The 24,305-nt window shown below is 43.5% G+C and carries 24 protein-coding genes; 17 read left to right on the plus strand and 7 right to left on the minus strand.

Going from position 1 to position 24,305, the window contains the following annotated elements; translation table 11 throughout:
• Window positions 1-26: 26 nt before the first annotated feature.
• Window positions 27-1,277, minus strand: a complete 1,251-nt coding sequence (locus tag IPM95_07315; protein MBK9329110.1) for a competence/damage-inducible protein A — start codon at window positions 1,275-1,277, stop codon at window positions 27-29.
• A gap of 74 nt (window positions 1,278-1,351) precedes the next feature.
• On the opposite strand from IPM95_07315, the gene IPM95_07320 reads away from it, so the two are divergent.
• Genes IPM95_07320 through IPM95_07330 form a run of 3 tightly spaced genes read left to right on the plus strand, consistent with a single transcriptional unit; the run spans window position 1,352 to window position 3,602 of the window.
• A complete protein-coding gene (locus IPM95_07320; protein MBK9329111.1) occupies window positions 1,352-2,077 on the plus strand; it encodes a DUF4197 domain-containing protein in 726 nt (241 codons plus the stop codon).
• A gap of 31 nt (window positions 2,078-2,108) precedes the next feature.
• Complete coding sequence (locus IPM95_07325; GenBank protein MBK9329112.1) at window positions 2,109-3,245, plus strand: CoA transferase; 1,137 nt, start codon at window positions 2,109-2,111, stop codon at window positions 3,243-3,245.
• Between the two features lie 3 nt (window positions 3,246-3,248).
• Complete coding sequence (locus IPM95_07330; protein ID MBK9329113.1) at window positions 3,249-3,602, plus strand: hypothetical protein; 354 nt, start codon at window positions 3,249-3,251, stop codon at window positions 3,600-3,602.
• 15 nt (window positions 3,603-3,617) lie between these two features.
• On the opposite strand, the gene IPM95_07335 is transcribed toward IPM95_07330, so the two are convergent.
• A complete protein-coding gene (locus IPM95_07335; GenBank protein ID MBK9329114.1) occupies window positions 3,618-7,058 on the minus strand; it encodes a hypothetical protein in 3,441 nt (1,146 codons plus the stop codon).
• Window positions 7,059-7,232: 174 nt separating this feature from the next.
• Here IPM95_07335 and IPM95_07340 point away from each other — a divergent pair, with 174 nt between their 5' ends.
• A complete protein-coding gene (locus IPM95_07340) occupies window positions 7,233-7,820 on the plus strand; it encodes a nitroreductase (GenBank protein ID MBK9329115.1) in 588 nt (195 codons plus the stop codon).
• On the opposite strand, the gene prmC is transcribed toward IPM95_07340, so the two are convergent.
• Window positions 7,807-8,691, minus strand: coding sequence for a peptide chain release factor N(5)-glutamine methyltransferase (gene prmC / locus IPM95_07345; GenBank protein ID MBK9329116.1), 885 nt, complete (start codon window positions 8,689-8,691; stop codon window positions 7,807-7,809). The two genes, IPM95_07340 and prmC, sit on opposite strands and share 14 nt — an antisense overlap.
• A gap of 61 nt (window positions 8,692-8,752) precedes the next feature.
• On the opposite strand from prmC, the gene ribD reads away from it, so the two are divergent.
• The 3 genes from ribD to IPM95_07360 are packed head-to-tail and all read left to right on the plus strand — an operon-like array spanning window position 8,753 to window position 11,264.
• Window positions 8,753-9,802, plus strand: coding sequence for a bifunctional diaminohydroxyphosphoribosylaminopyrimidine deaminase/5-amino-6-(5-phosphoribosylamino)uracil reductase RibD (gene ribD / locus IPM95_07350; protein ID MBK9329117.1), 1,050 nt, complete (start codon window positions 8,753-8,755; stop codon window positions 9,800-9,802).
• A complete protein-coding gene (locus IPM95_07355) occupies window positions 9,783-10,658 on the plus strand; it encodes a hypothetical protein (GenBank protein ID MBK9329118.1) in 876 nt (291 codons plus the stop codon). Before ribD ends, IPM95_07355 begins: the two co-directional genes overlap by 20 nt.
• Window positions 10,659-11,264: a YigZ family protein gene (locus IPM95_07360; GenBank protein MBK9329119.1), complete on the plus strand. Its 606-nt coding sequence runs from the start codon at window positions 10,659-10,661 to the stop codon at window positions 11,262-11,264.
• Window position 11,265: 1 nt separating this feature from the next.
• On the opposite strand, the gene rdgB is transcribed toward IPM95_07360, so the two are convergent.
• Window positions 11,266-11,850: an RdgB/HAM1 family non-canonical purine NTP pyrophosphatase gene (gene rdgB, locus IPM95_07365; GenBank protein ID MBK9329120.1), complete on the minus strand. Its 585-nt coding sequence runs from the start codon at window positions 11,848-11,850 to the stop codon at window positions 11,266-11,268.
• Window positions 11,847-12,272, minus strand: a complete 426-nt coding sequence (locus tag IPM95_07370; GenBank protein MBK9329121.1) for a hypothetical protein — start codon at window positions 12,270-12,272, stop codon at window positions 11,847-11,849. Before IPM95_07370 ends, rdgB begins: the two co-directional genes overlap by 4 nt.
• 158 nt (window positions 12,273-12,430) lie before the next feature.
• Between IPM95_07370 and IPM95_07375 the strand changes: the two genes are divergently transcribed.
• Window positions 12,431-13,504 carry a branched-chain amino acid aminotransferase gene (locus IPM95_07375; GenBank protein ID MBK9329122.1) on the plus strand — a complete coding sequence of 358 codons (1,074 nt, stop codon included), beginning with the start codon at window positions 12,431-12,433 and terminating at the stop codon, window positions 13,502-13,504.
• Window positions 13,505-13,555: 51 nt separating this feature from the next.
• Complete coding sequence (locus tag IPM95_07380) at window positions 13,556-15,163, plus strand: T9SS type A sorting domain-containing protein (GenBank protein ID MBK9329123.1); 1,608 nt, start codon at window positions 13,556-13,558, stop codon at window positions 15,161-15,163.
• A gap of 85 nt (window positions 15,164-15,248) precedes the next feature.
• On the opposite strand, the gene IPM95_07385 is transcribed toward IPM95_07380, so the two are convergent.
• Both IPM95_07385 and IPM95_07390 read right to left on the minus strand, forming a co-directional pair.
• Window positions 15,249-16,664, minus strand: a complete 1,416-nt coding sequence (locus tag IPM95_07385; protein MBK9329124.1) for an aldehyde dehydrogenase — start codon at window positions 16,662-16,664, stop codon at window positions 15,249-15,251.
• 50 nt (window positions 16,665-16,714) lie between these two features.
• Window positions 16,715-17,179 (minus strand): DUF962 domain-containing protein, encoded by a 465-nt coding sequence (locus IPM95_07390; protein ID MBK9329125.1) that lies wholly within the window; start codon window positions 17,177-17,179, stop codon window positions 16,715-16,717.
• Between the two features lie 170 nt (window positions 17,180-17,349).
• Here IPM95_07390 and IPM95_07395 point away from each other — a divergent pair, with 170 nt between their 5' ends.
• The 8 genes from IPM95_07395 to IPM95_07430 all read left to right on the plus strand — a co-directional run bounded on the left by IPM95_07395 (window position 17,350) and on the right by IPM95_07430 (window position 24,240).
• Window positions 17,350-17,667, plus strand: a complete 318-nt coding sequence (locus tag IPM95_07395; GenBank protein ID MBK9329126.1) for a hypothetical protein — start codon at window positions 17,350-17,352, stop codon at window positions 17,665-17,667.
• Between the two features lie 354 nt (window positions 17,668-18,021).
• Window positions 18,022-18,543 (plus strand): carboxypeptidase-like regulatory domain-containing protein, encoded by a 522-nt coding sequence (locus IPM95_07400; GenBank protein MBK9329127.1) that lies wholly within the window; start codon window positions 18,022-18,024, stop codon window positions 18,541-18,543.
• Complete coding sequence (locus tag IPM95_07405; protein MBK9329128.1) at window positions 18,543-18,764, plus strand: TonB-dependent receptor plug domain-containing protein; 222 nt, start codon at window positions 18,543-18,545, stop codon at window positions 18,762-18,764. Before IPM95_07400 ends, IPM95_07405 begins: the two co-directional genes overlap by 1 nt.
• A gap of 43 nt (window positions 18,765-18,807) precedes the next feature.
• On the plus strand, window positions 18,808-19,041 hold the full coding sequence (locus IPM95_07410; protein MBK9329129.1) for a hypothetical protein: 234 nt from the start codon (window positions 18,808-18,810) through the stop codon (window positions 19,039-19,041).
• 494 nt (window positions 19,042-19,535) lie between these two features.
• Window positions 19,536-20,330 carry a TonB-dependent receptor gene (locus IPM95_07415; protein MBK9329130.1) on the plus strand — a complete coding sequence of 265 codons (795 nt, stop codon included), beginning with the start codon at window positions 19,536-19,538 and terminating at the stop codon, window positions 20,328-20,330.
• A gap of 160 nt (window positions 20,331-20,490) precedes the next feature.
• Window positions 20,491-21,690: an amino acid deaminase/aldolase gene (locus tag IPM95_07420; protein ID MBK9329131.1), complete on the plus strand. Its 1,200-nt coding sequence runs from the start codon at window positions 20,491-20,493 to the stop codon at window positions 21,688-21,690.
• Window positions 21,691-21,699: 9 nt separating this feature from the next.
• Window positions 21,700-22,569, plus strand: coding sequence for an alpha/beta hydrolase (locus IPM95_07425; protein MBK9329132.1), 870 nt, complete (start codon window positions 21,700-21,702; stop codon window positions 22,567-22,569).
• Between the two features lie 96 nt (window positions 22,570-22,665).
• On the plus strand, window positions 22,666-24,240 hold the full coding sequence (locus tag IPM95_07430) for an aldehyde dehydrogenase family protein (GenBank protein ID MBK9329133.1): 1,575 nt from the start codon (window positions 22,666-22,668) through the stop codon (window positions 24,238-24,240).
• Window positions 24,241-24,305 lie beyond the last annotated feature (65 nt).

A 24,305-nucleotide genomic window follows, 5' to 3' on the forward strand; every position in this document is an offset into this window, starting at 1 on the left:
TGAATCTTTATTAAGAAGTACTAAATTTAAGATTTTAATTGATTCATTAAAAATTTTCGGAGCATTACCAGCGATAACACTCCTGCAAGCTGAATGTTCCGTTCTCTGTTATTGGTAAAAGACAACCGCCTTACAATCGTTTTTTCTTTACTTCCCACGCCAATGTAAACAGTCCCTACAGGCTTCTCCGCAGTGCCACCGGTAGGGCCTGCAACACCCGATACGGCAATAACCACATCCGTTTGCAGAACATTCAATGCACCTGTAATCATTTCCTGAACCGTCTGTTCACTCACCGCACCATATTGAATCAGCGTCTCCTCTTTTACACCCAATATTTCTTTTTTCACTTTATTGGAATAAGAAACAATACTACCCATAAAATAGCTAGAACTGCCTGAAACGGAGGTTATCAAATGGGCAATATAACCGCCCGTACAACTCTCTGCCGTCCCGAGAGTCCATTTCCTGTCCAACAGCATATCTCCAATTTTCTGCTCCAGCCTGTCTTCTTCAAAGCCATAAATAAATTCTTCAACGGCATTTACCACAACAGCTTCCGCCGTATCGATTATCTGCTGTGATACTTTGCCGTCATTACCCTTCACGGTCAGGCGCAACCTGACTTTCCCTACATTGGGCAGGTAAGCCAGTTTTACGCGTTCATCTTTGGTAGCTTCAAAATCACGCAGCCGCTCCGCCAATACGGTCTCTCCCACACCGGCCGACAGAATACTTCTGTGCAATATCACCGGAAGCGAAAAATGCTGCAGCAGATACGGCATCACCGCATCCGTTATCATCGCTTTCATCTCATAAGGCACACCCGGCATAGAAACGATTACCTTATCCCCTTTCCTGAACAACATTCCGGGTGCGGTTCCTAATGTATTCTGAATCACCCTGCAATTGTCCGGAACGTATGCCATCGCTTTGGCTTCCGCAGTAATCTCCCTGTTTCTTAGTTTATATATAGAAGCAATATTTTGAAAGGCGGCTTCATTGTATACGAGCTGTGCGTTGAAGTATTCAGTCAATACATCTTTGGTGATATCATCGGAAGTGGGTCCTAATCCACCAGTCAGGAGAACGACGGACGAAGTGGAAAGTGCCGTATTCAGGGATTGAACAATATCATTCTTATTGTCACTCAATGAAATATGATGGATGACATCCACACCTATTTCATTCATCCTTTGGGATATCCACTGTGCATTCGTATTCAGGGTCTGGCCAATTAACAACTCATCGCCGATACAAAGTATAGTAGCTTTCATTATTTGAGATTAATTTCCTAAATTGACAAAAATTTTGGGGTAAAGTTTTTGATTCAACAAATAAAAGCAATTATATGAAAAGATTTCTAAGTATTTTTTTGGTATCCGTTTTACTCTCAGGATGCACGGCGCAACAAATCCAAAACACCGTAGATGCCGTTTTAGGCTCCGCATCCGCTGATCCGACGGAACAGGAAGCCGGCAGTGGTATCAAAGAAGCGCTCGGCATAGGTATTACCAATGGCATGGGATTATTATCCCAAACTGACGGATTTTTAGGAAATAATTTAGTGAAGATCCCCTGGCCGGAACAAGCCAAACCGGTAATGGACGCCATGATAAAACTGGGCATGCAGAAACAGGTCGATAATGTGACTACCTCCCTGAACCGCGCGGCAGAAAAAGCCTCCGGTGTAGCCATTGAAGTTTTTATACAGTCCATCAAACAAATGAGCATTCAGGATGCCCTGCAGATTGTGCTCGGCGGCAACGGAACGGCAACAGCCTATTTAAAGAAAACAACCACCCCTGTTTTAACGGAAAAATTCAGACCCATCGTTGACCAATCGCTCGGGCAGGTGAATGCCACCAAGTACTGGGGCGATGCCACCTCCGTTTATAATAAGATACCGTTTGTAAAACCTGTGAATACGGACCTGACCGGATTTGTAACGGAGAAAGCACTGGAAGGTGTTTTTAAAATGGTGGAAAAGGAAGAAAATAAAATCAGAGAAAATCCGCTGGCAAGAACGACCGATCTATTGAAAAAAGTATTCAACTTTGCTGACAGGAAAAAATAAACATTATTCATCTTCATTCCAGAACAGAAAAATGTCACGCAAACCACAACAAGGCCCCTTACAGGGTATTCGCATCTTAGATTTAAGCCGATTATTGCCCGGACCGCTCGCCACACAAATGATGGCAGATTTAGGCGCCGAAGTCATCAAGATTGAAGACCCAAAGGCGCCTGATTACACACGCTTTTTCCCTCCTCAGAAAGGCTCGCTGTCGCTGCACTATTTAAGCATCAACCGAAGTAAGAAATCCATTACGCTCGATTTAAAATCAGAAACGGGCATAAACAAATTTTTCGAATTGGTAAAAACCGCCGACATCGTAATCGATTCCTTCCGCCCGGGAGTACTTCAAAAAATGGGCCTCGACTACGAATCCGCCAAAAAGCACAATGAAAAGATCATTTATGTGGCAGTAACAGGATACGGATACAATGGGCCTTATCAATACAAAGCCGGCCATGACCTGAATTATATCGGGTATGCCGGTATATTAGGATTAACGGGCGACAAAGACAGACCCGTTATCCCCGCCTGCCAGACGGCCGATGTGGCGGGCGGAAGTTATCCAACTATCGTGGCGTGCCTTTCCGCCCTGTGGGCAAGGGAGCGTACCGGCAAAGGACAGTTCGTGGACGTCGCGATGACGGATTGCGTGATGCCTTTGCTGTCGATGCAGTTTGGTGAAGCGCTGAATGCGAATGTGCAGTTGCGGCGCGGGGAGCCCATGCTGAGCGGCGGGATGGCTAACTACAATGTCTATAAATGCAAAGACGATAAATGGATAGCCTTGGGTTCGCTGGAACCTAAATTCTGGCAGGGCGTATGTGTGATGCTGGGTAAACCGGACTGGGTGCCGAGAATGATGCCGGTACCGGAAATGGTGGAAGCCTTGAAGAAAGACCTGCAGGAGATTTTCCTCACAAAATCACGCGATGAATGGGTGAAAGAAGCGGAAGGGCATGACATCTGCCTGTCTCCCATTTTAGATTTGGAAGAAGTGGAAAAGGACGAACACCTGAATGAGCGGGAAATGTTCTTTGAAACGGAACATGCAGATTACGGAAAAGTGAAAGGCGTCAATCAACCGTTCAAATTCTCCGAAACACCAGCAAAACCAAGCTGGGGCGCTCCCTTGATGGGAGAAGACAATGATATGTTAAACGAATAAACCATGCGCTGCTTTTTTCCAATCCTTTGTTCGGTAGTATTGCTTGGTGCATGCAAGAAAAAGAGCATGCAGGTTACTGATTTTACCGGTACACACTGGCGGCTGTATTTCAAGAACAATCCTACTTTTTCTTTTTTTGCAGAATCGAAGCTGTATTTTAAAGACGCGGCAAACGTTGACAACTACCGGAATTTCGATACGCTTTACGGACAATGGGTTGTGGATGACGAAAATACCTTAACTGTTCATTTCACCAATGGAGATCAATACATCGGCACCGTCATTTCATCGGACAGTTTATCCGGTACCCTAAAGGCTTCGGGTAATAATGGCGTCTGGACCGCCAAAAAGGAATAGGGATTTATCGTTCACCTAAAACACCGCTCTCAGTTGGGCCCTGCCGGTATTCACCAATCTTGCAGTACCTGTTTTCCTTCCTTCATACGTCAGGCTCAACTCCAGGTTCTGGGAAATATTGCGGGTGTAGCTTGCCGCCCAGATATAATTGTTTCCGGGTTGTAACCCTTCCAGTATGGTATAGGATTTTGTCGTACCATTCTCCCCGCTGAATTTCACCACTGCCAGCGTAAATTTGGTTTCCAGGGTATTTTTAGTGGCTTTGCTGTAGCGCAATTCCAGTTCCATTTTATTGGACAGCACCTTCTCTCCTCCCAGGCTAAGATCATTTTTCTTAAAAGTAAACCCATAACTGACGGAAGTTCGAACCATTGTTTTAAAGTTGTAGGTAAATTTAGGTTCGAGGTAATAGCCGTTGATTCTGTAATTATTGGGTGTAAAATAATCGGACACCAGCGAAAGCCTGGATTGAATGAATTTTAAATTCAGCGTAAATTTCTGGCTTAAGTTATAATACCCCTCCAGAATATTATCCATTCGCTTACGGGTGTCAAATCCGTTTACCAGCAGTACCTTGTCATTGAGCAGCTGATTGGTAAAAGAAAACGAAAAGACCGGATCGCCGGAATTGAAAATGATGGTATTCCGGATATTCGAATTGAGTGTGATGGTATTGGAATCATTGGTACTGAATACGAACGGATTAAACACCTTTGCGGTATTGCTTCGGTACGCCTTTCTGCGCAGCTGCATATAGGATTGAATCGTCAGTTTGGACATAAAATTTTTAAAGCCTTTCTCATTGTACCAGATAGCTTTTGGCTGGATGGTAATGTTTTGCGTGTAGGAAGTGGAGTTGGCTCGAACGTATTCGTTCAAATCCGTCTGCACCCTGACAAACTGGGCACTGTCATTGAACTGAGAAGGCACAAACTCATTCAGCTCCCGGATGCCGTTCAGGTTCTGGTCTATCCATCGGAAATAACCTTGTCCGGAAGGAACCTGCACATAGGTAAACTGGCGGACACGTTCCCTGCCGCCACCCAGCTCATAGATAAAATTCAGACGAAGCGCACCGCGTTTGATACGGGCACCGTATTCCACCCGGCCTAAAAATGTTTTTTCGGCCTGTGCCTGCACGGTGGTATCTTTGACTTTCAAATCCCTGAATGTAAAGGTCCAGTTAAAAGTCTGGTTTTTCAGTTTGTTGGCGCTTCCTCTGAAATCAAGCGTATGGGCAATGGTGGAATCTTTGAATACACCGTTTTTCACCATCAGGTCATTTCGGTATTTATATTCCAGCATAAAACTCCATTTGGCGGAATCCGGCAGAAAAAATTGAGCTGAAATATTATTATTGCGGAATGAATTGAGCTGCAACTCATGGGTGGTTCTGCTTCTGAATACATTATTCTCCTGGAAAAAACCCAGCCCAAATCCCAGCCCCCGTGCTTTGGCAATTGAATAAGAAACATAAATGGACGGCCGGAAAAAGGTGGATTTATATAATGAATCCTTTGTCGTCAATACCCGGGCATCCGCACTGATTTTTATGTTTTTGTAATCGGCAGCAAAACTGAACCAGTTTTCAAACCCCTGATATTTTTGTTGCCGGATAAAGGACGAAAATTTATAGCCCGCCTGAATATGGTGTTTGATATCCGTCACCGCAGCCTGGTAGCGGGTAATATGTTCCGCATAGTTGGACTGACTGGTGATATTCCAGTCTCTCAAGAACTCTACATTCCGGTATGTCTCTATCTGCTGAAAATTCCGATCCTTGAATTCATAATTGACTGAATTGGCAAAGACGATATTTCTTTTAAACGTATCCATCCTGTTCAGCTGGAAACTGGCGGAATACCCTATATTTTCCTTATTCCCGATGGAAGAAAACAAATTGCGGTCGAAATAAGACAACCCCATCTCTGCCCGTATGTTCGTCTTATTGTTGATGGCATAAGCGGCGCCGAATGTAAACAGCAGCTGATTCTTAGGCGTTACAATCAGAATGAGCGGTTCATAAGAGCCTTGCGGAACACCATTCACCGGGGCCACCCACTGGTATACACGGACATTATTGGAATTCTTATTGGGAATATAATTTCCTTTATTGGGTCCTAAATAAGAGAAGGACAATACATATCTCGCATTTGCAGGATTTGCCTCATAAACGAAAACGGAATCATATACCACCGCACTGACCGTTGTATCCACTATTCTGTATTGTACTCTGTTCGGATCATATTCAGCCTCCCGCACTCCGGAAACAAATGCATTGGAAATATCATTACCGATTCCGGCCAGGTAATCTTTAATGGTATCGGAAAGCGTATTGGTGATGGGTTTATTTTTGGCATCCTGTTCCGAATATACCTGCGTAAAGATGTTCAGCTTCTTCCATTGGAAATTGATGCCGCCATGAACTGTCGTTCGGAAATAATTCCTGTCAGCATATTCAAACTCCACTACAATTCTAGAATCCTTGGTCACCAGAAACCTTGGCATAAACACCAGTTCACCGCTGTTATAATCCATCACGTAATCGAGCAGTTCGCCTCTCTGCAAACGTATGCCGTCCACAAACACCTTTTCGCTGCCCGCCAGGATAATCAGGAAAGTCTCATTATTGTTTCCAACCAACCTGTATGGCCCCTGATTGCCCTCGCTGCCCTGAAATACATTACGGGCAAATTTTCCGCGGCTCACCGCAAAAGAAGTGGACGTCTGCAACCGCATCCCTTTCTTGAACCGCAAATCATTGACATAGCTGATGCCCTGCAGCTGCTTTGAAAACTTCATGAAATAGCTGTCATAACTTTTCAGGTTGTAATCTCCTGCGATGATGGTATGCGGGTCTTTTTTCAACTGCACGAAGATCTTATCAAAATCCTGCAGCTGCTGCGTGCTTCCATCCGGCTGCAACGGAATATTATTATCGGTCAACGCCGCCGTGATTTCAATTCCGTTGCCGATTTTTCCGCTCAGCCTTAAATCCAGATTGGAGTTCAGCGTCAGATCCTGGTTGGAACCGAACTGAATTCCTCTGGAAAAATTACCGCTGTAATTCAAACCGCCGAAATCAAGAAAGGTAGCGGTTTGCGCTGTTTTGGGCTGATAAAAGAAGCGGTCGTAATACAATAGGGAATCTCCCTTTCGTATCAATAACGGACTTTTATGCTGCATGGCTTTAGCCAGATAAACGGGAAATGAACGGTAAGTGACCAATACGGAATCTGGTCTGTTGCCATTTTTAAAGATGAGTTTCGCTCCGGAAAAATCCAGTTCATAGGCTTCTTTAGGCACAACGGAATTGTCTTTTAAATTTCTGACGATCAGACTGGACGGAAAAATGCTCATGGTGTCAACGGTCACCGTATCGCCCGAAACAGTCAACACTTTAGTATGGATATTGGAATAAACCGAATAATCAGGCGGCAACGTCTGGGCCGTCAAGAAAAGTAAGCTGAAAAAGAAGCTGGAGAACAGTATTATCTTCCTGATTTGCATTTATTCTATAAGGTAAAAATAAAGACATTATTGTATAGAACGGCTGAATACGTATCTTTTTACCGATTTTATTTGCATCTCTGTAGACAGCATCGTTTATTTGTACAAAATTCAGATACAATGAATCCAGTTAGCGCCGTCTTAAAACAACTGATTGCAGACAGAAGAACCGTAAAACCGGAAGCATTCAACAGCAAACCGGTACCGAAAGAAATTATACTTGAAATGCTGGAGGCCGCTAACTGGGCTCCCACGCATGGCATGACGGAACCCTGGCGCTTTGTTATTTTCTCCGGGGAAAAAGGCGTCGAACAATTCGGTCAATTACATGCAGGCATTTATCAGCAGGAAACACCTTCCGAGCAATATCTGCAAAAAAAATACGACACCCTGTTACACAAGCCGGACAATGCCTCAAATGTGATAGTAATCATCATGAAACGCGGGGACAATAAAAATATTCCCGAAAACGAAGAAATGGCCGCCACGGCCTGCGCTGTCCAGAACATGCTACTGACGGCCGCCGCACATCAGGTGGCAGCGTATTGGGGAACGGGTGGCATGTGCTATCATCCCGCAATGAAAACAACACTTGGTTTTGATGAACAGGATAAAATTATTGGATTCTTATATCTTGGATACTCAAATCAGGAACATCCAAAAGGCTGCAGAAACACGCCGATAGAGAAAAAAATTACCTGGCGGTAATCTGAGCGCATATCATCCTGTCTTTTCCGGAGAAATCTTTTCTCAGCACAACCGGATAAAAACCTCTTTTCATCAATAAATCCAGCACCTGCTCCGCATTAAACTCGTTTAATTCCAGGTATAATTTTCCGTCTTTTTTCAGGTGCTCCAGCGCGAAATCTGCAATCTTATCGTAAAACACCAACGGATTGACATCGTAGACGAATAATGCCAGATGAGGCTCAAAGCGAATGGCGGAAGCGGACATCTCCTCCCGTTGCTCCTGAGGAATATAGGGCGGATTACTTACAATGATATCAAGCATCAAAGGTTCCGTATCAGGTGTCTCCATGTATAATTTTCTGTCTACGGACAGATGTGTCGTTTCCAGAATATCCACCGGAAAGAATTCAATTTCCGCTTCATATTTCAGGGCATTCACCTTTGCCACTTCCAGCGCATTTTCTGAAATATCAATGGCAAAAACCACCCAATCCGGCTTGTGCTTTTTCAACGCAACGGGAATACACCCGCTCCCGGTACCGATGTCTAAAACGGTCAGCACAGGGCTGTTGTTTTCTTTAATGATCCAGTCCACCAGTTCTTCCGTTTCAGGCCGCGGAATCAGCACATTTTCATCCACATATAATTCAAACCCGTAAAACGGCGCTTTATTGAAAATATACTGAATGGGATAATGATTGGATATCTTCTCATAAATAAAATTCAGTTCCTCCATTTCATCATCATTCAGGTCATAATCCTTCACATCAAAAAATCGCTTTCTATAGTAATCTTCCAAAGTATATTTAAACAGATTATCCGCTTCCCTTTCGTCGAAAGATTCCTGCAACATGGGCAGTATGATATTTTTATACTGTTGTACGTTCAATTTTGTATTTTTGAAGTCTTATTATTCCTGACAGCTGTCGGATTAATTTCATCAACTAAAGATGCTGAAATATATTCAGGAAGACAACAGTATGACTGATTTTTCAACATATCATGAAAAATATATGCACAGGTGCTTTCAACTGGCGAAGGCCGGCGAAAGCTACGTGGCACCCAATCCCATGGTGGGTGCCGTTCTGGTGTATGAAGACCGTATCATAGGGGAAGGTTACCATCAGGAATACGGCAAGGCGCATGCCGAAGTAAACTGCCTCCATTCCGTAAAGGAAGCCGACCATCACCTTATTGGCAAATCCACCCTGTATGTCAGTCTGGAACCCTGCTCCCATTTTGGAAAAACACCACCGTGTACAGATCTAATCATCCGGCATAAAATTCCGAAAGTGGTGATTGCCGTTCAGGATATCTTCTCGGAAGTGAACGGAAAAGGCATTCAGCGATTGAAGGAAAATAACATTGAAGTGGTTACCGGTATATTGGAAAAAGAAGGAAAAGAGCTTATCCGCCAGTTCCTGTATTTTCATTCTCATAAAATGCCGTTTGTTACGCTTAAATTTGCACAAAGCAAGGACGGATACATAGGCATAAAAGGGAAGGAAATTGCCATTTCAGGTATCCTCTCCAAACGATATACCCATCAGCTCCGCGCGGCACATCAGGCTGTATTGGTTGGTAAAAACACTGTACTGACAGACAACCCCCAATTGACTCTCCGGCACTGGACGGGAAAAAATCCGGTTAGAATCGTCTTAGCCCATCAAGATGACATCCCTGCGGATTATAATGTTTGGAACAAGGAAGCTGAAACGCTTTTTTTAAGCGGGAGTATAAAAGACGTCCTGCATTCACTGGCTGAAAAAAACATCGTTTCCGTGCTGGTGGAAGGAGGTGCCGATGTGCTGCGGCAATTCATGGAAAGTAACAGTTGGAATGAAGCGCATATCATTACTTCTAATGAATCAATCCCGAGAACGGCAGACGATATCCCTATCGCTTCACCCTGTATCCAAGGCATTGCAGAAAAGACACTTTACGCAGAAACCGATACCGTTCAAATCCTAAAAAATCCAGATGCTCCATTTGCTGCTTAGTATTTTATTTTCCACTTCTCTGGTCGTCATTCTGCGTTCCTTTTCCAGATGGAATATAAAGACCGAATACGGCATTGTCTTCAATTATATCTTTTGCTGCATTACCGGATGTATCGCGATGGACAATAAGTCGATGATACTGCAAATACCGGAATGGAATGGCTGGTGGATTTGCCTCCTGCTTGGGCTGGGTTTTATCCTTATTTTCTTATTAATCGGAAAATCCACGCAATTGCTGGGTATTGCAACTACCAGCATCTCTTTTAAATTATCCTTTATTATTCCGGTTATTGTTGCCATCACATTTTACGGCGACCAACTCACAAACAATAAGATTATCGGTATCATCGCAGCCATCGCGGCTGTTTTTTTTATTACCTATCAGCCTGCAGACAAAGCGGAAGAGGCTATTTCAGAAGAAGGACGAAGCATGTGGTTTCTGCCGTTGATTATTTTTGTGGGCAGCGGCATTACAGACAGCACCTTTAATTTTATTCAACGCAATTACACCCCGGCAGGATATGACCACATCGTAACGATATTGATATTCTCAGGTGCGTTTATTTCCGGAATAGCCATTTACGGCCGGCATAAAGAACTGTATCAATGGAAAAATGTCGCAGGTGGTATTGTATTGGGTGTTCCTAACTACTTTTCATTGTATTTCCTGATGCAGGCGTTGAAACATGCCGGTTACAATCCTTCCACCCTGTTTCCCATCAACAACCTGGGAATTGTAGGTTTATCAGCACTTACAGGGCTGCTGGTATTTAAAGAATCCTTCTCACTCCGAAAAATCATCGGATTTGTTTTAGCGGTTTTCAGTATTGTCATCATCGGGTTTATGAATCAATAAATGGATGCCTACAAAACAATAAAAGAGCCTGTAGAAAATTTTCTTTACAAAGAGAAAGCGAGCAAATTTATCGGTTTTGCCTATCCTGTCGACAGTGAAGCAGCCATCAAAGAAAGATTGGCTGCCGTCAGGAGCCTCCACACCAAAGCCACCCATCATTGCTATGCCTACCGTTTAGGCCTGGACAAAAACAATTACCGCACGCATGACGACGGTGAGCCGAATGGCACCGCGGGTAAACCCATCATCGGGCAGATGGATTCACTGGGCATCACCAACTGCCTGATCATTGTTGTCCGTTATTTCGGAGGTACCAAACTGGGTGTTTCCGGCCTGATAGATGCCTACAAAGAAACCGCAAAAGAAACACTTGCCGCTGCTACTTTCATTGAACGCAAAATCCTGGATTATTATACCATCACCTGTGATTATACATTCATCAACAGGGCGTTTCAGATCATTCATAAACTACATGGAGTGATTATCCGACAGGAGATAGATAACACCGTATTATTCCTGATTGGAATTGAGCAGGATAAATCCAGGGTTTTGGAAAAAGAGTTATCGGAACAGCAGTTCCCTTTTCAGTTTGTGGAACGAAAATAAGTTAGCCTGCATTATAGGCATTCAGGAAATCAATCAGCTGCTGCGTGGCTTTTCCTCTGTGGCTGATACGCGATTTTTCATCCAGCATCACTTCCGCCAGCGTTCTGCCATCATCCAGCACAAAAACGGGATCGTAGCCAAATCCGTACAACCCTCTTTTTTCCAACCCGATTTCCCCCTTCAAAATACCGGTAAACTGATAGTGTTTCCCGTCAAGTATCAGGGTAACGACCGTCTTGAACTGCGCCGTTCTGTTTTCAACGCCGTCCATTTCTTTCAGCAACTTGTCCATGTTCTTTCCGGCATCTCTTTCTTCACCGGCATAGCGGGCGCTGTACACACCGGGCTCACCGTTCAGCGCCTCCACCTCCAGTCCGGTATCTTCCGCAAAACAATTTACCTGATAATGGCGATAGACATATTCCGCTTTTTCCGCCGAGTTTTCCCCTATCGTTTCATGGGTTTCCGGCAGCTCTTCCAGGCAGCCTATCTCTTCCAGCTTTTTCAGCTGGTATTTCCCTTTCAGTAAAGCTTCAATTTCCCTGATTTTATTGGAATTATTGGTGGCAAAGACTAAGGCACTCATCCGGCAAGATTAAAGGAGATTTGCAATTGTTTCCATAATTTACTTTTCAGCGCACTGTTCTTCTCCAGCAGCTCCGGCGCATCGGATTTCAGCACATCCAGGGAGGCGATTTGTACCAAACTATAGACAGGAATTACCGCATTCAGCCCCACTTCATTTTCCTGCACACCGAATAAAAAACATTTGGTTATCTCCAGCTGCTTTTTTAAAGCCGTAATTCTGGTTGGGTGTTCCATAATATCTATGAACAGGAAATTATCCATTTTCAACTTCAATCCGTTTTCAATCAGTTTTTGCATCAGGTTCTCCTGGACTTCAGCCTCCGCCGGGTCCTTGCTTTTTTTATAAAAAATGACATACCCCGAAAATGCTTCGGGGATTAGAGGAATGGCGGATGAATTCAATACAAAAAAACGGCTCATGGTATTTTTTTCGTTTTCAGACGATTTCCAAACCTACACATTTTTTACCAGTTGAAAAAAGGCTGAACATATATCATCATTAATTAACCTCATTTTACCCTAAATAATCCTGCTTTTTGATTATTTTGCAGGTAAATATTTCAGTTATGACAGCGCATCTGATGGAAACGGAAACCCTGCCTATCGAGGTGGAGAAAATAGCACAAAGCAAATTGCCTTCCATTGACTTTAACCATATTCCGTTTGGAAAAACATTTTCCGACCACATGCTGGTGGCTGAATATTATGACGGCAAATGGCAGCATGCTAAAATCATGCCCTATCAGGATTTTTCGTTAAGTCCCGCCAGCAATGTCTTTCACTACGGGCAAGCCATCTTCGAAGGGATGAAAGCCTACTACAAGCAGGACGACAGCGGCATTGTGTTATTCCGACCTGAAAAAAACTGGGAACGGCTCAACAAATCCGCCGTCAGAATGTCAATGCCGGAAGTGCCGAAAGAACTATTCATGGAAGGCATCCAAAAGCTGATTGAACTGGACAGGGATTTTATTCCGAAAGCAGCCGGCAGCTCCTTATATATCCGGCCTTTCATGATCGGTACAGAACCCTTTATCGGAGTGAGGACATCTGACCGGTATCTGTTTTCCATCATCATAGGGCCAACCGGCCCTTATTACGGCGAACCCATCTCCGTGTTGGTTTACGACACTTTCATACGCGCCACCAAAGGGGGTTACGGCAATGCCAAAGCTGCCGGAAATTATGCCGGCACCTTATATCCGGTGGAATTAGCCCGCAAAATGGGCTACAAGGATGTATTATGGCTGGATGGCGAACACAAGAAATACGCCAACGAAGTGGGTACGATGAATATCTTTTTCGTCGTGGATGGGAAGCTGATAACGCCTGAAACGGATGGCTCCATTCTGGAAGGCATCACGAGAGACAGCATTATCACCATTGCCAGAGATTTGGGATACACCGTCGAAGAGCGTCCGATTCCGTTTGATGAAATCGTGGAAGCGCACGGAAACGGAACGCTGACAGAGATGTTTGGAACAGGAACGGCTGCGGTGGTAAATCCGGTGAACCGTTTCGGCTACAAAGGCAAAGACTATGTCCTGGATGAGAAATCGTTTGTGATGGCCAACCGCCTCAAAGAGGAACTGGTAGGCATACAGAAATGCACCACTGAAGACAAATTCGGCTGGGTGGTAGACGTTTTGTAGAACCTGACATTCTATCTTATCCGCAATTTTTTCTGCAAAAATTGTCTCAAAATGGTAACTTGTGATATCAACAACCATACATTGAAACACATTCCAACAATCTCGTTTGTCTTCATGCTGTTATTCATCTTCGATAACCGTACAAAAGCTGAAGAATTACCATGTGCCAATGAACGTTTTCAGCAGTTGTTATTTAAAGACCCGACATACAAGGCTTATTTCGAAGCCGTAAATCAGGCAATGCAAGCAAATACATCCGGTCAAAAGATAAACGGTGCCATCCTGGAAATTCCGGTGGTCGTGCATGTGTTGCATTTGGGTGAGCCTGTCGGAACGGGAACGAACATTTCCGATGAGCAGATTATCGATGCCGTTCGCGGGGCCAATGAACGCTGGAGACGACGAAACACGACCGAAGGAGTAGATATGGAAATTCAGTTTTGCCTGGCACAAACCGACCCGAACGGAAACCCGACCAATGGCATCGTTCGCAAAGATGCCAGCGGCATTGAACAATACAAAGATTACGGCATCGGTTATATCGGCGCACTGGGACAGCCCGGCTCCGACGAAGCCTATACCAAAAACTTCAGCAACTGGCCGCACACCTATGTTTACAACATCTGGGTGGTCAATAAGATTGCCGGCGGGTGGGGCGGTTATGCCTTCTTTCCCTTTTCCTTCAATTACCCGACTGACGGAGTTGTCATCGTAGCGAATTCCATCAAGTACAGCAGTTCCACGCTTGCCCACGAACTCGGGCATGGCATGGGATTATTCCATACCTTCCAGGGTGATGACAACGGCTGCCCCATAGACGGGATATGTGCCATCTTTGGCGACTGGGTTTGCGACACGCCCCCACACCGGCAGCCGGACTGTGGTTCCAGCAGCTGCAACAACGGCACAAATGCCAACAACTCCTACAGAAACATCATGAGCTATTGCAACAACAGGTCATTGTTTACACAAGGTCAAAAATCGAGGTCAAGGGATATAATCACCACCACCACCCGGAACGCCTTATTAAGTTCTGCTGCCTGTACGCCTCCCCCGTGTTTGTCCACCTTTTCCGGTATAGACAATCTCACCTGTAACGAAGCGGAATCGGGTGTGAGAAAAGACACCCTGCTGAATGCCGGAGGATGTGACAGCATCATTACCACCACCACTACGCTACTTCCCTCACCCATTGCAGATTTCTCCTATTCCGTTTCGGGAAATGAAGTAACGTTCACCGACTTGTCCGAACACTACAATACCCTGCTTTGGAATTTCGGGGATGATTCCACTTCGACAGCCATTTCCCCTACACATAACTATTCATTGCCGGGAAACTATACCATCTCTTTATCTGCAAGCAATAACTGCGCCACCGATACAACCTACAAAGAGATAGAAATAGCCTTTACAACAAATACCTTAAATTCCAATTATACCCATCCATCCGTATATCCCAACCCGAACAATGGGATTTTTAATGTACGCACTTCGGTTGCAGCAGATGAAAAAATGTATTTACAATTGTTCAACCAGCTCGGACAGCTTATCTTTCAGCAGCAATTATTCCAGGGAAAAGAACATACGATCAGACCCGATGCAGTTCTACCAAAGGGTGTTTATTTTCTGACACTAACAAGAAATTACCTCCAGGCTTAAAAAAGAACCTGATCAGCAGTTTACTGAACAAATAAAAAATCCCGAACCAAGGTTCGGGATTTCATTTATCGGAAGATGGAAATAATTACATCAACCAGCCTATCAGTTTTTTAATCAGATTCGTTCCGCTTTCGGTATACGGCGGGAACCGCTGCTTCAAATCACTCATCGTAGATTTTTTGAGAATGCCTTTCAGGTGGCTGAACGTATCAAAGCTTAACTGGCCGTGGTATGCACCGATACCGCTTTCGCCCACACCGCCGAACGGCAATTCAAACTGCCCCACGTGCATCAGGCACTCATTGATGGAAGCGTTGCCGGAAGAGGTTTCCGCCAGGATGCGCTCCTGATAGACCTTATCATCGGAGAAGATATACAATGCCAGCGGCTTATTTCGGGAATTGACAAATTGAATCGCTTCATCCAATGAGCTGTATTCGATGATAGGCAGGATCGGCCCGAAGATTTCACCCTGCATGATCGGATCATCCGGAGAGACACCGTCAATCAGCGTCGGTGCGATATACAAATCGTTGATATCCGTTTGGCCGCCCATCAGGATATTGCCTTTCTTCAGCAACTCAGACAAACGCAGGAAATGCTTTTCATTGATGATACGTCCCAGATCCGGGCTTTTCTGCGGGTTTTCACCAAAAAACTCTTTGGTGGTTTTGGCAAACAGCTCCACAAATTTTTGTTTCACTTTCTTATCCACCAATGCATAATCCGGTGCCACGCAGGTTTGACCGGCATTCGTGAATTTACCCCATACCATCCGCTTGATACCCCAGTTCGTGTTGAATGTTTCATCCACGAAGAGCGGGCTTTTGCCGCCGAGTTCCAGTGTCACCGGCGTCAGGTGTTTGGCGGCAGCCTGGTAAATCTGACGGCCAACATCCGGGCTTCCGGTAAAGAAGATATAATCGAACTTCTGTTCCAGCAGGGCATTGCTCTGCTCGATATTGGATAAAACCACTTTCAGATAAGCTTCGTCAAAATTTTCATTGATGATCTTCTCCAGAATCCTGGCGGTGTTATCCGACATTCTGGAAGGACGAAGGATACAGGTATTTCCAGCCGACATGGAACCGATAACCGGCGCCAGTGCCAGCTGAAAAGGATAATTCCATGGCGCGATGATATAGGTAACGCCATAAGGTTCGGCCTGTATCCAGGATGAACCTAACTGGTGAAACAGCGGTGTTTTCACTTTCCTGGGTTTGGAAAGCGTGCGGATATTTTTTAAGGTATGGTCGATATCTGCCAGCAGGAAACCGATTTCCGTGCCGTAGGCCTCCATCGGCGATTTATTCAAATCTTTCTTCAAGGCATCCATGATAGCCTGCTCATTATCAGCTATTAGCTGCCGGAGCTTTTTCAGATTCTGAATCCTGAATTCAACATCTTTGGTTTTTCCGGTATTGAAAAACCGGCGTTGTTTGTCTACCAAAGCGGCTGCATCAAAAGCTGCATAGGTTTGGTTTTGAATATTTATTGTCATAGTAGAAATTTTATATGGATAATAATGCTGTGCATGGTAAAATTACAAAATTATTTGTAGCTGATGCCTATCTTTTGGTAAATAAAATGCAGCAGCCACGCCGGGCCAATCAGCAGAAACTGAACATCCTCGAAGAAGGATGGTTTTTGCCCCTCCAGCTTATGTCCGATAAACTGTCCTATCCAGGCCACTACAAAGACAATCCCGAGAATGATTGCATAGTTTTGCCTGCCGAAATAAATAAACAGCGCGGAACTGAATGCCAGGCACAATGCGCCGGCCAGGAGGAATCCAATGAATAAAGGAATGGATAAGCTGAGATAAAAGACAAGTGACAACAGGTAGACGACAATGCCGAAATTGATCTTACCCATGAAAGCCGGAACCGGAATGCACCAGAACAAACCGAGCACGGTAAAGAAAATGACCGGGACACAAATCCAGTGAATCAGTTTATTGGTGGGATGCTGATGATCCCTGCCGTATAAACTCAGCCATTCGTCAATTGTCTTCATACCTTTAATGCTACATCTAATTTACGCATTTTTTCATCATACCATCTTTATTTAATGTGAACGCAAATGAAAAAATTAACACAAATGAAAAATAAGACACCTGAATATTGCTTTATAGCAAAGTTATCGTAACTTTGGATACATTCATTCACTTAAAAAACAAAACAAAAATGAAATTCAAATTACTTATTTTTTCGTTCATTGCGATAGTTATCGCATCTTTTTCTGTAGGTTGCGGAAAATCAGATTCTGGAGCTAATTGTTATGAAGTCATTGCCACAGATACTGGGGCACATTCTATTTTTCTAGGCAATGGGGACCTTTCCTCTGCAGGTTTAGAACCTATTAGAGACTGTCTTGTTGTTAGCAAAATTAACACAGATTCAATCAGAATTTATTCAAAAGTACTAGACACTACTATTACAGGAAAACTTGATCCATTAGATTGCAACAAAATCATTTTAGATTCACTAATTATAGATGGTTAGCATTTGATGACACGAATACTACATTACTGCTGATTACATTGATACATTAAAAATATCCAAAGCTAGAGCAGGGGACATGGTGCAATAACTGAAACAGGAAAACATATATTACTATTGCTATAGGTAATACAAATATTACTACTCCAATTGTTTAACAAACCTTTAGTAACTATTGGAGGCCGTGATTTTAGGTCTAAGAGGCAATTTTAAGAGACTGCCTTAAGAATAAAACTACTATTATTAAATATAAAATAAACTCCAACATTCGTTGGAGTTTATTTTAGAATACTAAAAAATTAACATATCTTTTATCTTACATTAATTTAACATAAATTAGCACCCAAAATAAAAAAAATGAAGAAACTATCGCTCGTACTCTCTTTTTTTTCCTGCATTTCCCTTTATGCCCAAAATGCCGTGCTGAAAGGAACCTTAAAAGATTCCAAAAGCAACGAGACGCTGATTGGTGTCAATATTGCCGTGGAAAACAATACCGCCGGAACTACATCTGATGTGGACGGCAGATATGAACTGTCGCTGGCTCCGGGCAAATACAACATTATCTTCAGCTATGTGGGCTATGACAATATTACAAAATCCGTAACCTTAAAAGCCGGACAGACGGATAATTTAGATGTGCTGATGGGTGAACTGCAAAGTATGCTGGATGAAGTGGTGGTGACCAGCAGTAAATTTGAACGTAAAATCGGAGAAGAAAGTGTCTCCATCGATATTATTAAGCCGGCAGCTTTAGAAAAACAAAACCTGAACGATGTAAAAGATGTACTAATGCGCAGTTCAGGCGTAACGGTCGTGGACGGACAGGCCAATATACGGGGTGGCTCCGGTTATTCTTATGGCGCAGGTACCGCGTAATGCTATTGCTAGACGACCTTCCGATCTTGCAGGCCGATGCCGGATTTCCCAGCTGGGATGGATTACCGGTGGAAAACATCGGGCAGATTGAAGTGATTAAAGGGGCTGCATCCGCCTTATACGGTTCATCCGCCATGAACGGAATCATTAACGTTCGAACGGCTTATCCTACCTCCAAACCTTACGCCAAATTATCAGTTTTCGGCTCAGTAATCAGATAATCCTAACCCAAATGATTACAATTATGATCCAGCAACAGAAACAGTGACCAAAATACAAGTAGATAAACAATGGTGGAAATTAGATAGCATTACATTAAAAGGAGGATTATTGGGGAAAGACACGACAGTAAAGAATGATTTTACCAAACGTCCATATGATGCAGGAGCTTCATTCGCATATCGCGAAAAAATAGGAAAATTAGATGTAGTTGCGGGAGGTATGTTTTACAAAAACAAGGTGCATAAATGGGGCGATAATGAACAAGAGGAAGGGTAAATGTCAACTTTCGTTATAGAATCAATGATAAAATGAGTGTTGGTGTCAATACCAATATGCAGGCAGCCAAAAGTCAGACCTTCTTTTATGGGGCGGTAATGGCATAAACAAATATATCCCAAGTGCTGTTACAGGTATTCCTACCGAATCCAGAAGCTTTAGAACAAGTGTAGATCCATTTTTCAGATATGCAGATGAAAAGGGAAACAGTCACAAAATCTTAGGCAGATATGTACGAACAGCCATTGACAATAGTAATAATCAGGACAACTCCAACGATTTCTATTATGGTGAATATCAGTACCAACGCAAAATGGATAAATGGAATTTTGTGGTGACTACAGGTGCTGTAGCTAATTATGTCCGCTCTGTATCACAATTATTTGGTGACACTATACATAGAGGCATTAACCTTGCGGGCTATTTCCAATTGGATAAAAAATTCTTTAAACGATTAAACATCTCTTACGGATTCCGGTTTGAGGCAAATAAACTTGATAATCAAAAATGGGAAGCCAAACCAGTATCAAGAGTTGGGGGTAAACGTTCAGGCAGCAAAATATACCTTTATACGGGCTTCTTTCGGTCAAGGCTATAGATTTCCGACCATTGCAGAAAAGTTCATAAATACATCATTAGGAGGTAGATTTGGTATTTATCCTAACAGAGATCTAACATCTGAAACAGGCTTTAGTGCAGAATTAGGGGTTAAACAAGGCATAAAATTAGGAAAATATCTTAGGGCGTATGCTGATGTTGCCGGTTTTTACACCGAATACAAAAATATGATGGAATTCAATTTAGTTACAGATCCAGGACTTGGGTTTCAGGCAAATAATGTAAAAAGCGGAACAATGATTGCTGGTGTTGAAGTATCAATTGGTGGAGAAGGAAAATTATTTGGCAAATTCCCTACTACTTTAAACTTAGGTTATACTTATATTGAACCAAGATATTTAAAATACAATGAATCTAACCCTGAATACAAAGATATTGCAAAATATAATGTTCTTAAATACAGAATCCGGCATCAATTTATCGGGGTCTGGGATGTCGATTTCAAAGGATTTACATTTGGATTAACAGCTCAATATTTTAGCTTTATGGAAAATGTGGATGCTATCTTTCCATTTATATTACCTAGCTATAATGCTTACGCAGCTTCACATTTGAAAAATGGTTCTTCATTAAATGATATAAAACCAAAATTTAATGGCGACTTTATACTTGACACAAGAATTGGTTATCATTTTACTAAAGACAATAGAGATTTAAGTTTTTCTTTTTAGTAAAAAACATTACAAATAGAGAATATACACTCCGGCCAACTCTTGCTGGAACCACCTCGATCTTTCGGTTTCCGTATGGATATGACGTTCAACTAAAAAATTATTGAATATAATCATTAAAAAATCCTCTCCTTTCGGGAGGATTTTTTAATTTTAGGATATGACTCCGCCAACTTACTCCTATTACAATCCACTTTTTAAAAATTTACAGCTCCCGCTGGCCTATTGCGACCTCGATTTACTGGATAAAAACATACAGGCAATCGCGCAACGGGCTGCCGGTAAAAATAAAACGATTCGGGTTGCGTCCAAGTCCGTGCGTTGCACCTCTATATTAAAAAGAATACTGGATTCCAGCCCGATCTATCAGGGTATCATGTGCTATTCCGGAAGGGAAGCTCTTTTTTTATCCGGTCAGGGTTTTGATAATCTGCTGCTGGGATATCCCATTGTCAACAAAACAGAAATTCGGGACATCTGTCAGGCTACTAAAAATGGAAAAAAAATCATACTGATGGTGGATTGCGAAGAGCATTTAAAACAGATTGACGCAATAGCGGAGCAGTCAGGCGTGGTTCAGCCTTTGTGCATCGATATGGATATGTCCACCGATTTCCCCGGACTGCATTTCGGGGTACTGCGCTCTCCTATCACTACCGTTCAGAAAGGAAAAGAACTGGCGGATTGTTTTGATAAATACTCCAACATAACACTTACCGCTGCGATGGGCTATGAAGCGCAGGTGGCAGGCCTGGGGGAAAAAAATCCGGCAAACGGCATAAAAAATTATGTGATTCCATTTTTAAAGAAAAAGTCCATTGAAGATTATTCCAAAAGACGGGAAGAAATCGTGGCTTATATAAAGACAAAAAATCCGGCTTTGGAAATCGTCAATGCCGGCGGTACCGGCAGTATTGAAAGCAGCAAGGCGGAAGAATGGGTGACGGAAATCACGGTAGGTTCCGGATTCTTCTCCCCTGCCTTATTCGACTACTACAAGGATTTCAAACATTTACCGGCCGCCGGCTTTGCCCTTCAGATTGTGCGCAAACCTAAACCCGGATTTTATACCTGTTTGGGCGGCGGTTATATCGCCAGCGGCGCAACAGGCCCTGATAAACAGCCCAAACCTTACCTGCCGGAAGGCGTAGAACTTACTGTCAACGAGGGCACCGGCGAAGTGCAGACACCCTTTGAATACAAAGGCACAGACCCTGTCGATATCGGTGATGCCATTTTGTTCAGGCACAGCAAGGCCGGCGAATTATGTGAACGCTTCAACGAACTGCATCTCATCTCCGGCGGGAAAATGATTGATAAAGTGCCGACCTACCGCGGGCAGGGACAATGTTTTCTATAATCAGCATCCATGATAAGAACCATCCGAAAGCAATTTGGCATGCGCAAAACTTCTGCGGATTATTTAAAATCCAGATACGGAGAGGGATGCGATTATATACACCTGGACGGCGTGGATGTTCGTGTAAAGATTTCCGGTGCGGGAGAACCCATCCTATTGTTACACGGTTTTTGCTCGATGCTGGAAACCTGGAACGGATGGCAGGAGCAGCTGTCCAATCATTTTAAAGTAATCAGTTTTGACATGCCTCCTTTTGGCATTACCGGCCCGCTGAACACCCGTAAACAAACGCGTTTCGATGACTATTTTTCCTTCTTTGAAAGACTGGTGGAAAAACTGGGACTGGAAAAATTCCATATTGCCGGCAATTCCATCGGCGGATTCACCGCCTGGAATTATGCCTTGAAATATCCCGAAAGAATCAACAAGATGATTTTAATCAGCAGTGTCGGCTATACATTCGTTCCGCCGGTTTCTTTTTTATCCATGCTGTATCCGTTGGGAACGATCACCCAACATTTTACACCCAAACCCATATTGTCTGCCATCTATGCACAGGTGTACGGCAATAAGAATAACATTTCCGAACAAACGAAACAGCTCTATTACGATTTCCTGCGGCGGAAAGGAACCAGAGCCGCCTTAAGCAATATGGTAAACGATCTGGATTTAAGCGGCCACCGGATCCAACAGGTAGAAACACCAACGCTCATACTCTGGGGTAAAAAAGACACCTGGGTGTTACCCAAAAATGCCCATAAATTTCATAAAGACATCAAAAACTCCTCCTTAAAAATCTATCCACACCTCGGGCATGTGGCACAGGAGGAAGAACCATATTCCACCGCAAAAGATGCGTTGGATTTCCTGATAACTTAAATAAATGTTAGATTTTTACTTTTCTAACCATTTTCTGTTACCTGCATTTTTTTTATCCCCATTTATCGGTATATTAGTTGCCTAATTATCTGAATTATGGACGTTCTAACTTCTACTGCAATTAAAGTAATCAACCCAATAAACAGCACCATTCTATATGAGATTGACGACCCGTCAGATGCTCAGATAAACGATATATTTCAACGAGCTAAAAATGTACAACTGAAAGTACAGGCCATGTCTGTGGAAGACAGGATAAAGGAAGTGGAAAAAATCAGGGATTACGTGATTCAATATTCTGATCTGATCCTGGACGCCATTATCGCTGAAACCGGAAAAGCACGGACGGACGCGTTTGCCGCAGAGGTGTTTGAGGTAACGGATGTGATTGACGTGTATAAAAAATTAGCCCCGAAATTCCTGAAAGACAAGAAGATGCCGCAGCCGATCTTTTTGATGGAAAAGAAATCCAGGCAGTTTATTGAACCTTTGGGAACGGTGCTGGTAATCACTCCCTGGAACTTTCCGTTCTATCAGGTCATTGTTCCGAGTCTGATGTCCTTCCTGGCAGGAAATGCGACCATTGTAAAACCTTCAGAAGTTACGCCTTTAAAACCATTGTGGGATCATTTTTTTGCGAACAGCGGATTTATGAAAGATGCCATTCAGGTGGTGATTGGCGGAAAAGATACGGGCGCAAAGCTGATAGCGCACCGACCGGACAAAGTGCATTTCACCGGCAGTGTCGGAACAGGCAGGAAACTGGGTGAAATCTGCGGGAAAATGCTTATCCCGGTGGATTTGGAACTGGGCGGCAAAGACCCAAGTATCGTTTTCGACGACGTGGATATCGAACGTACCGCCAACGGCATCATGTGGGGTGCTTTCACCAATGCCGGTCAAAACTGCACCGGAATAGAAAGACTTTATGTCCAGGAAGGAATTTATGACAAACTGGTTCCATTTCTCGTAGAAAGAACCAAACGGTTAAGGACATCGCATCCCGGCAGAAATACGAAGTCGGCAGAAGATTGTGATGTGGGTGCCATTACCGCCCCATTCCAGGTAAAAATCATTGAAGACCATATTGAAGATGCGCTGGCTAAAGGTGCAAGATTATCCTGCGGCGGCATTCAGGAAAAAGGCTCTCATCATATTCCCCCTACCATACTGGAAAACTGCAACCATTCCATGAAAGTGGCTTCGGAAGAAACCTTCGGCCCGACACTTGCCATCATGAAATTCAAGACGGAGGAAGAAGCGATTGCACTCGCAAACGACTCGCCCTACGGGCTGAGCGCTTCTGTGTGGACAAAAGATGCAGCCCGGGGTATCCGGGTAGCACGCGCCATCAAATGCGGAAATGTTTGTATCAATAACCACATGCTGAATGAAGCGAATCCATACCTGCCATTCGGCGGCACCAAAGACAGCGGTATCGGACGATTCAAGGGCGAAGACGGATTGCTGGCCTTCTGCAATCTGAAATCCGTATTGATTGATAAGCAGGGAAAACTCATCGAACCGCAATGGTATCCGTACACCGAAAGCAAATACAAATTGCTGCATGCCGTGATGCTGAGCTGGTTTGGCAAATCCAGAAATTATGTAAAATTCATTAAGAACGTTCTGCCGCTGGACTCCATCGGCAATAAGGAAAAATTCAAATAAAGGAATAAAGATATTCAGTAATGACAAAGAGGGGGGGGTTCAAAAATCTAAGTATTAAATATTTA

Source organism: Sphingobacteriales bacterium (genome assembly GCA_016719635.1).
Lineage (GTDB): Bacteria > Bacteroidota > Bacteroidia > Chitinophagales > JADIYW01 > JADJSS01.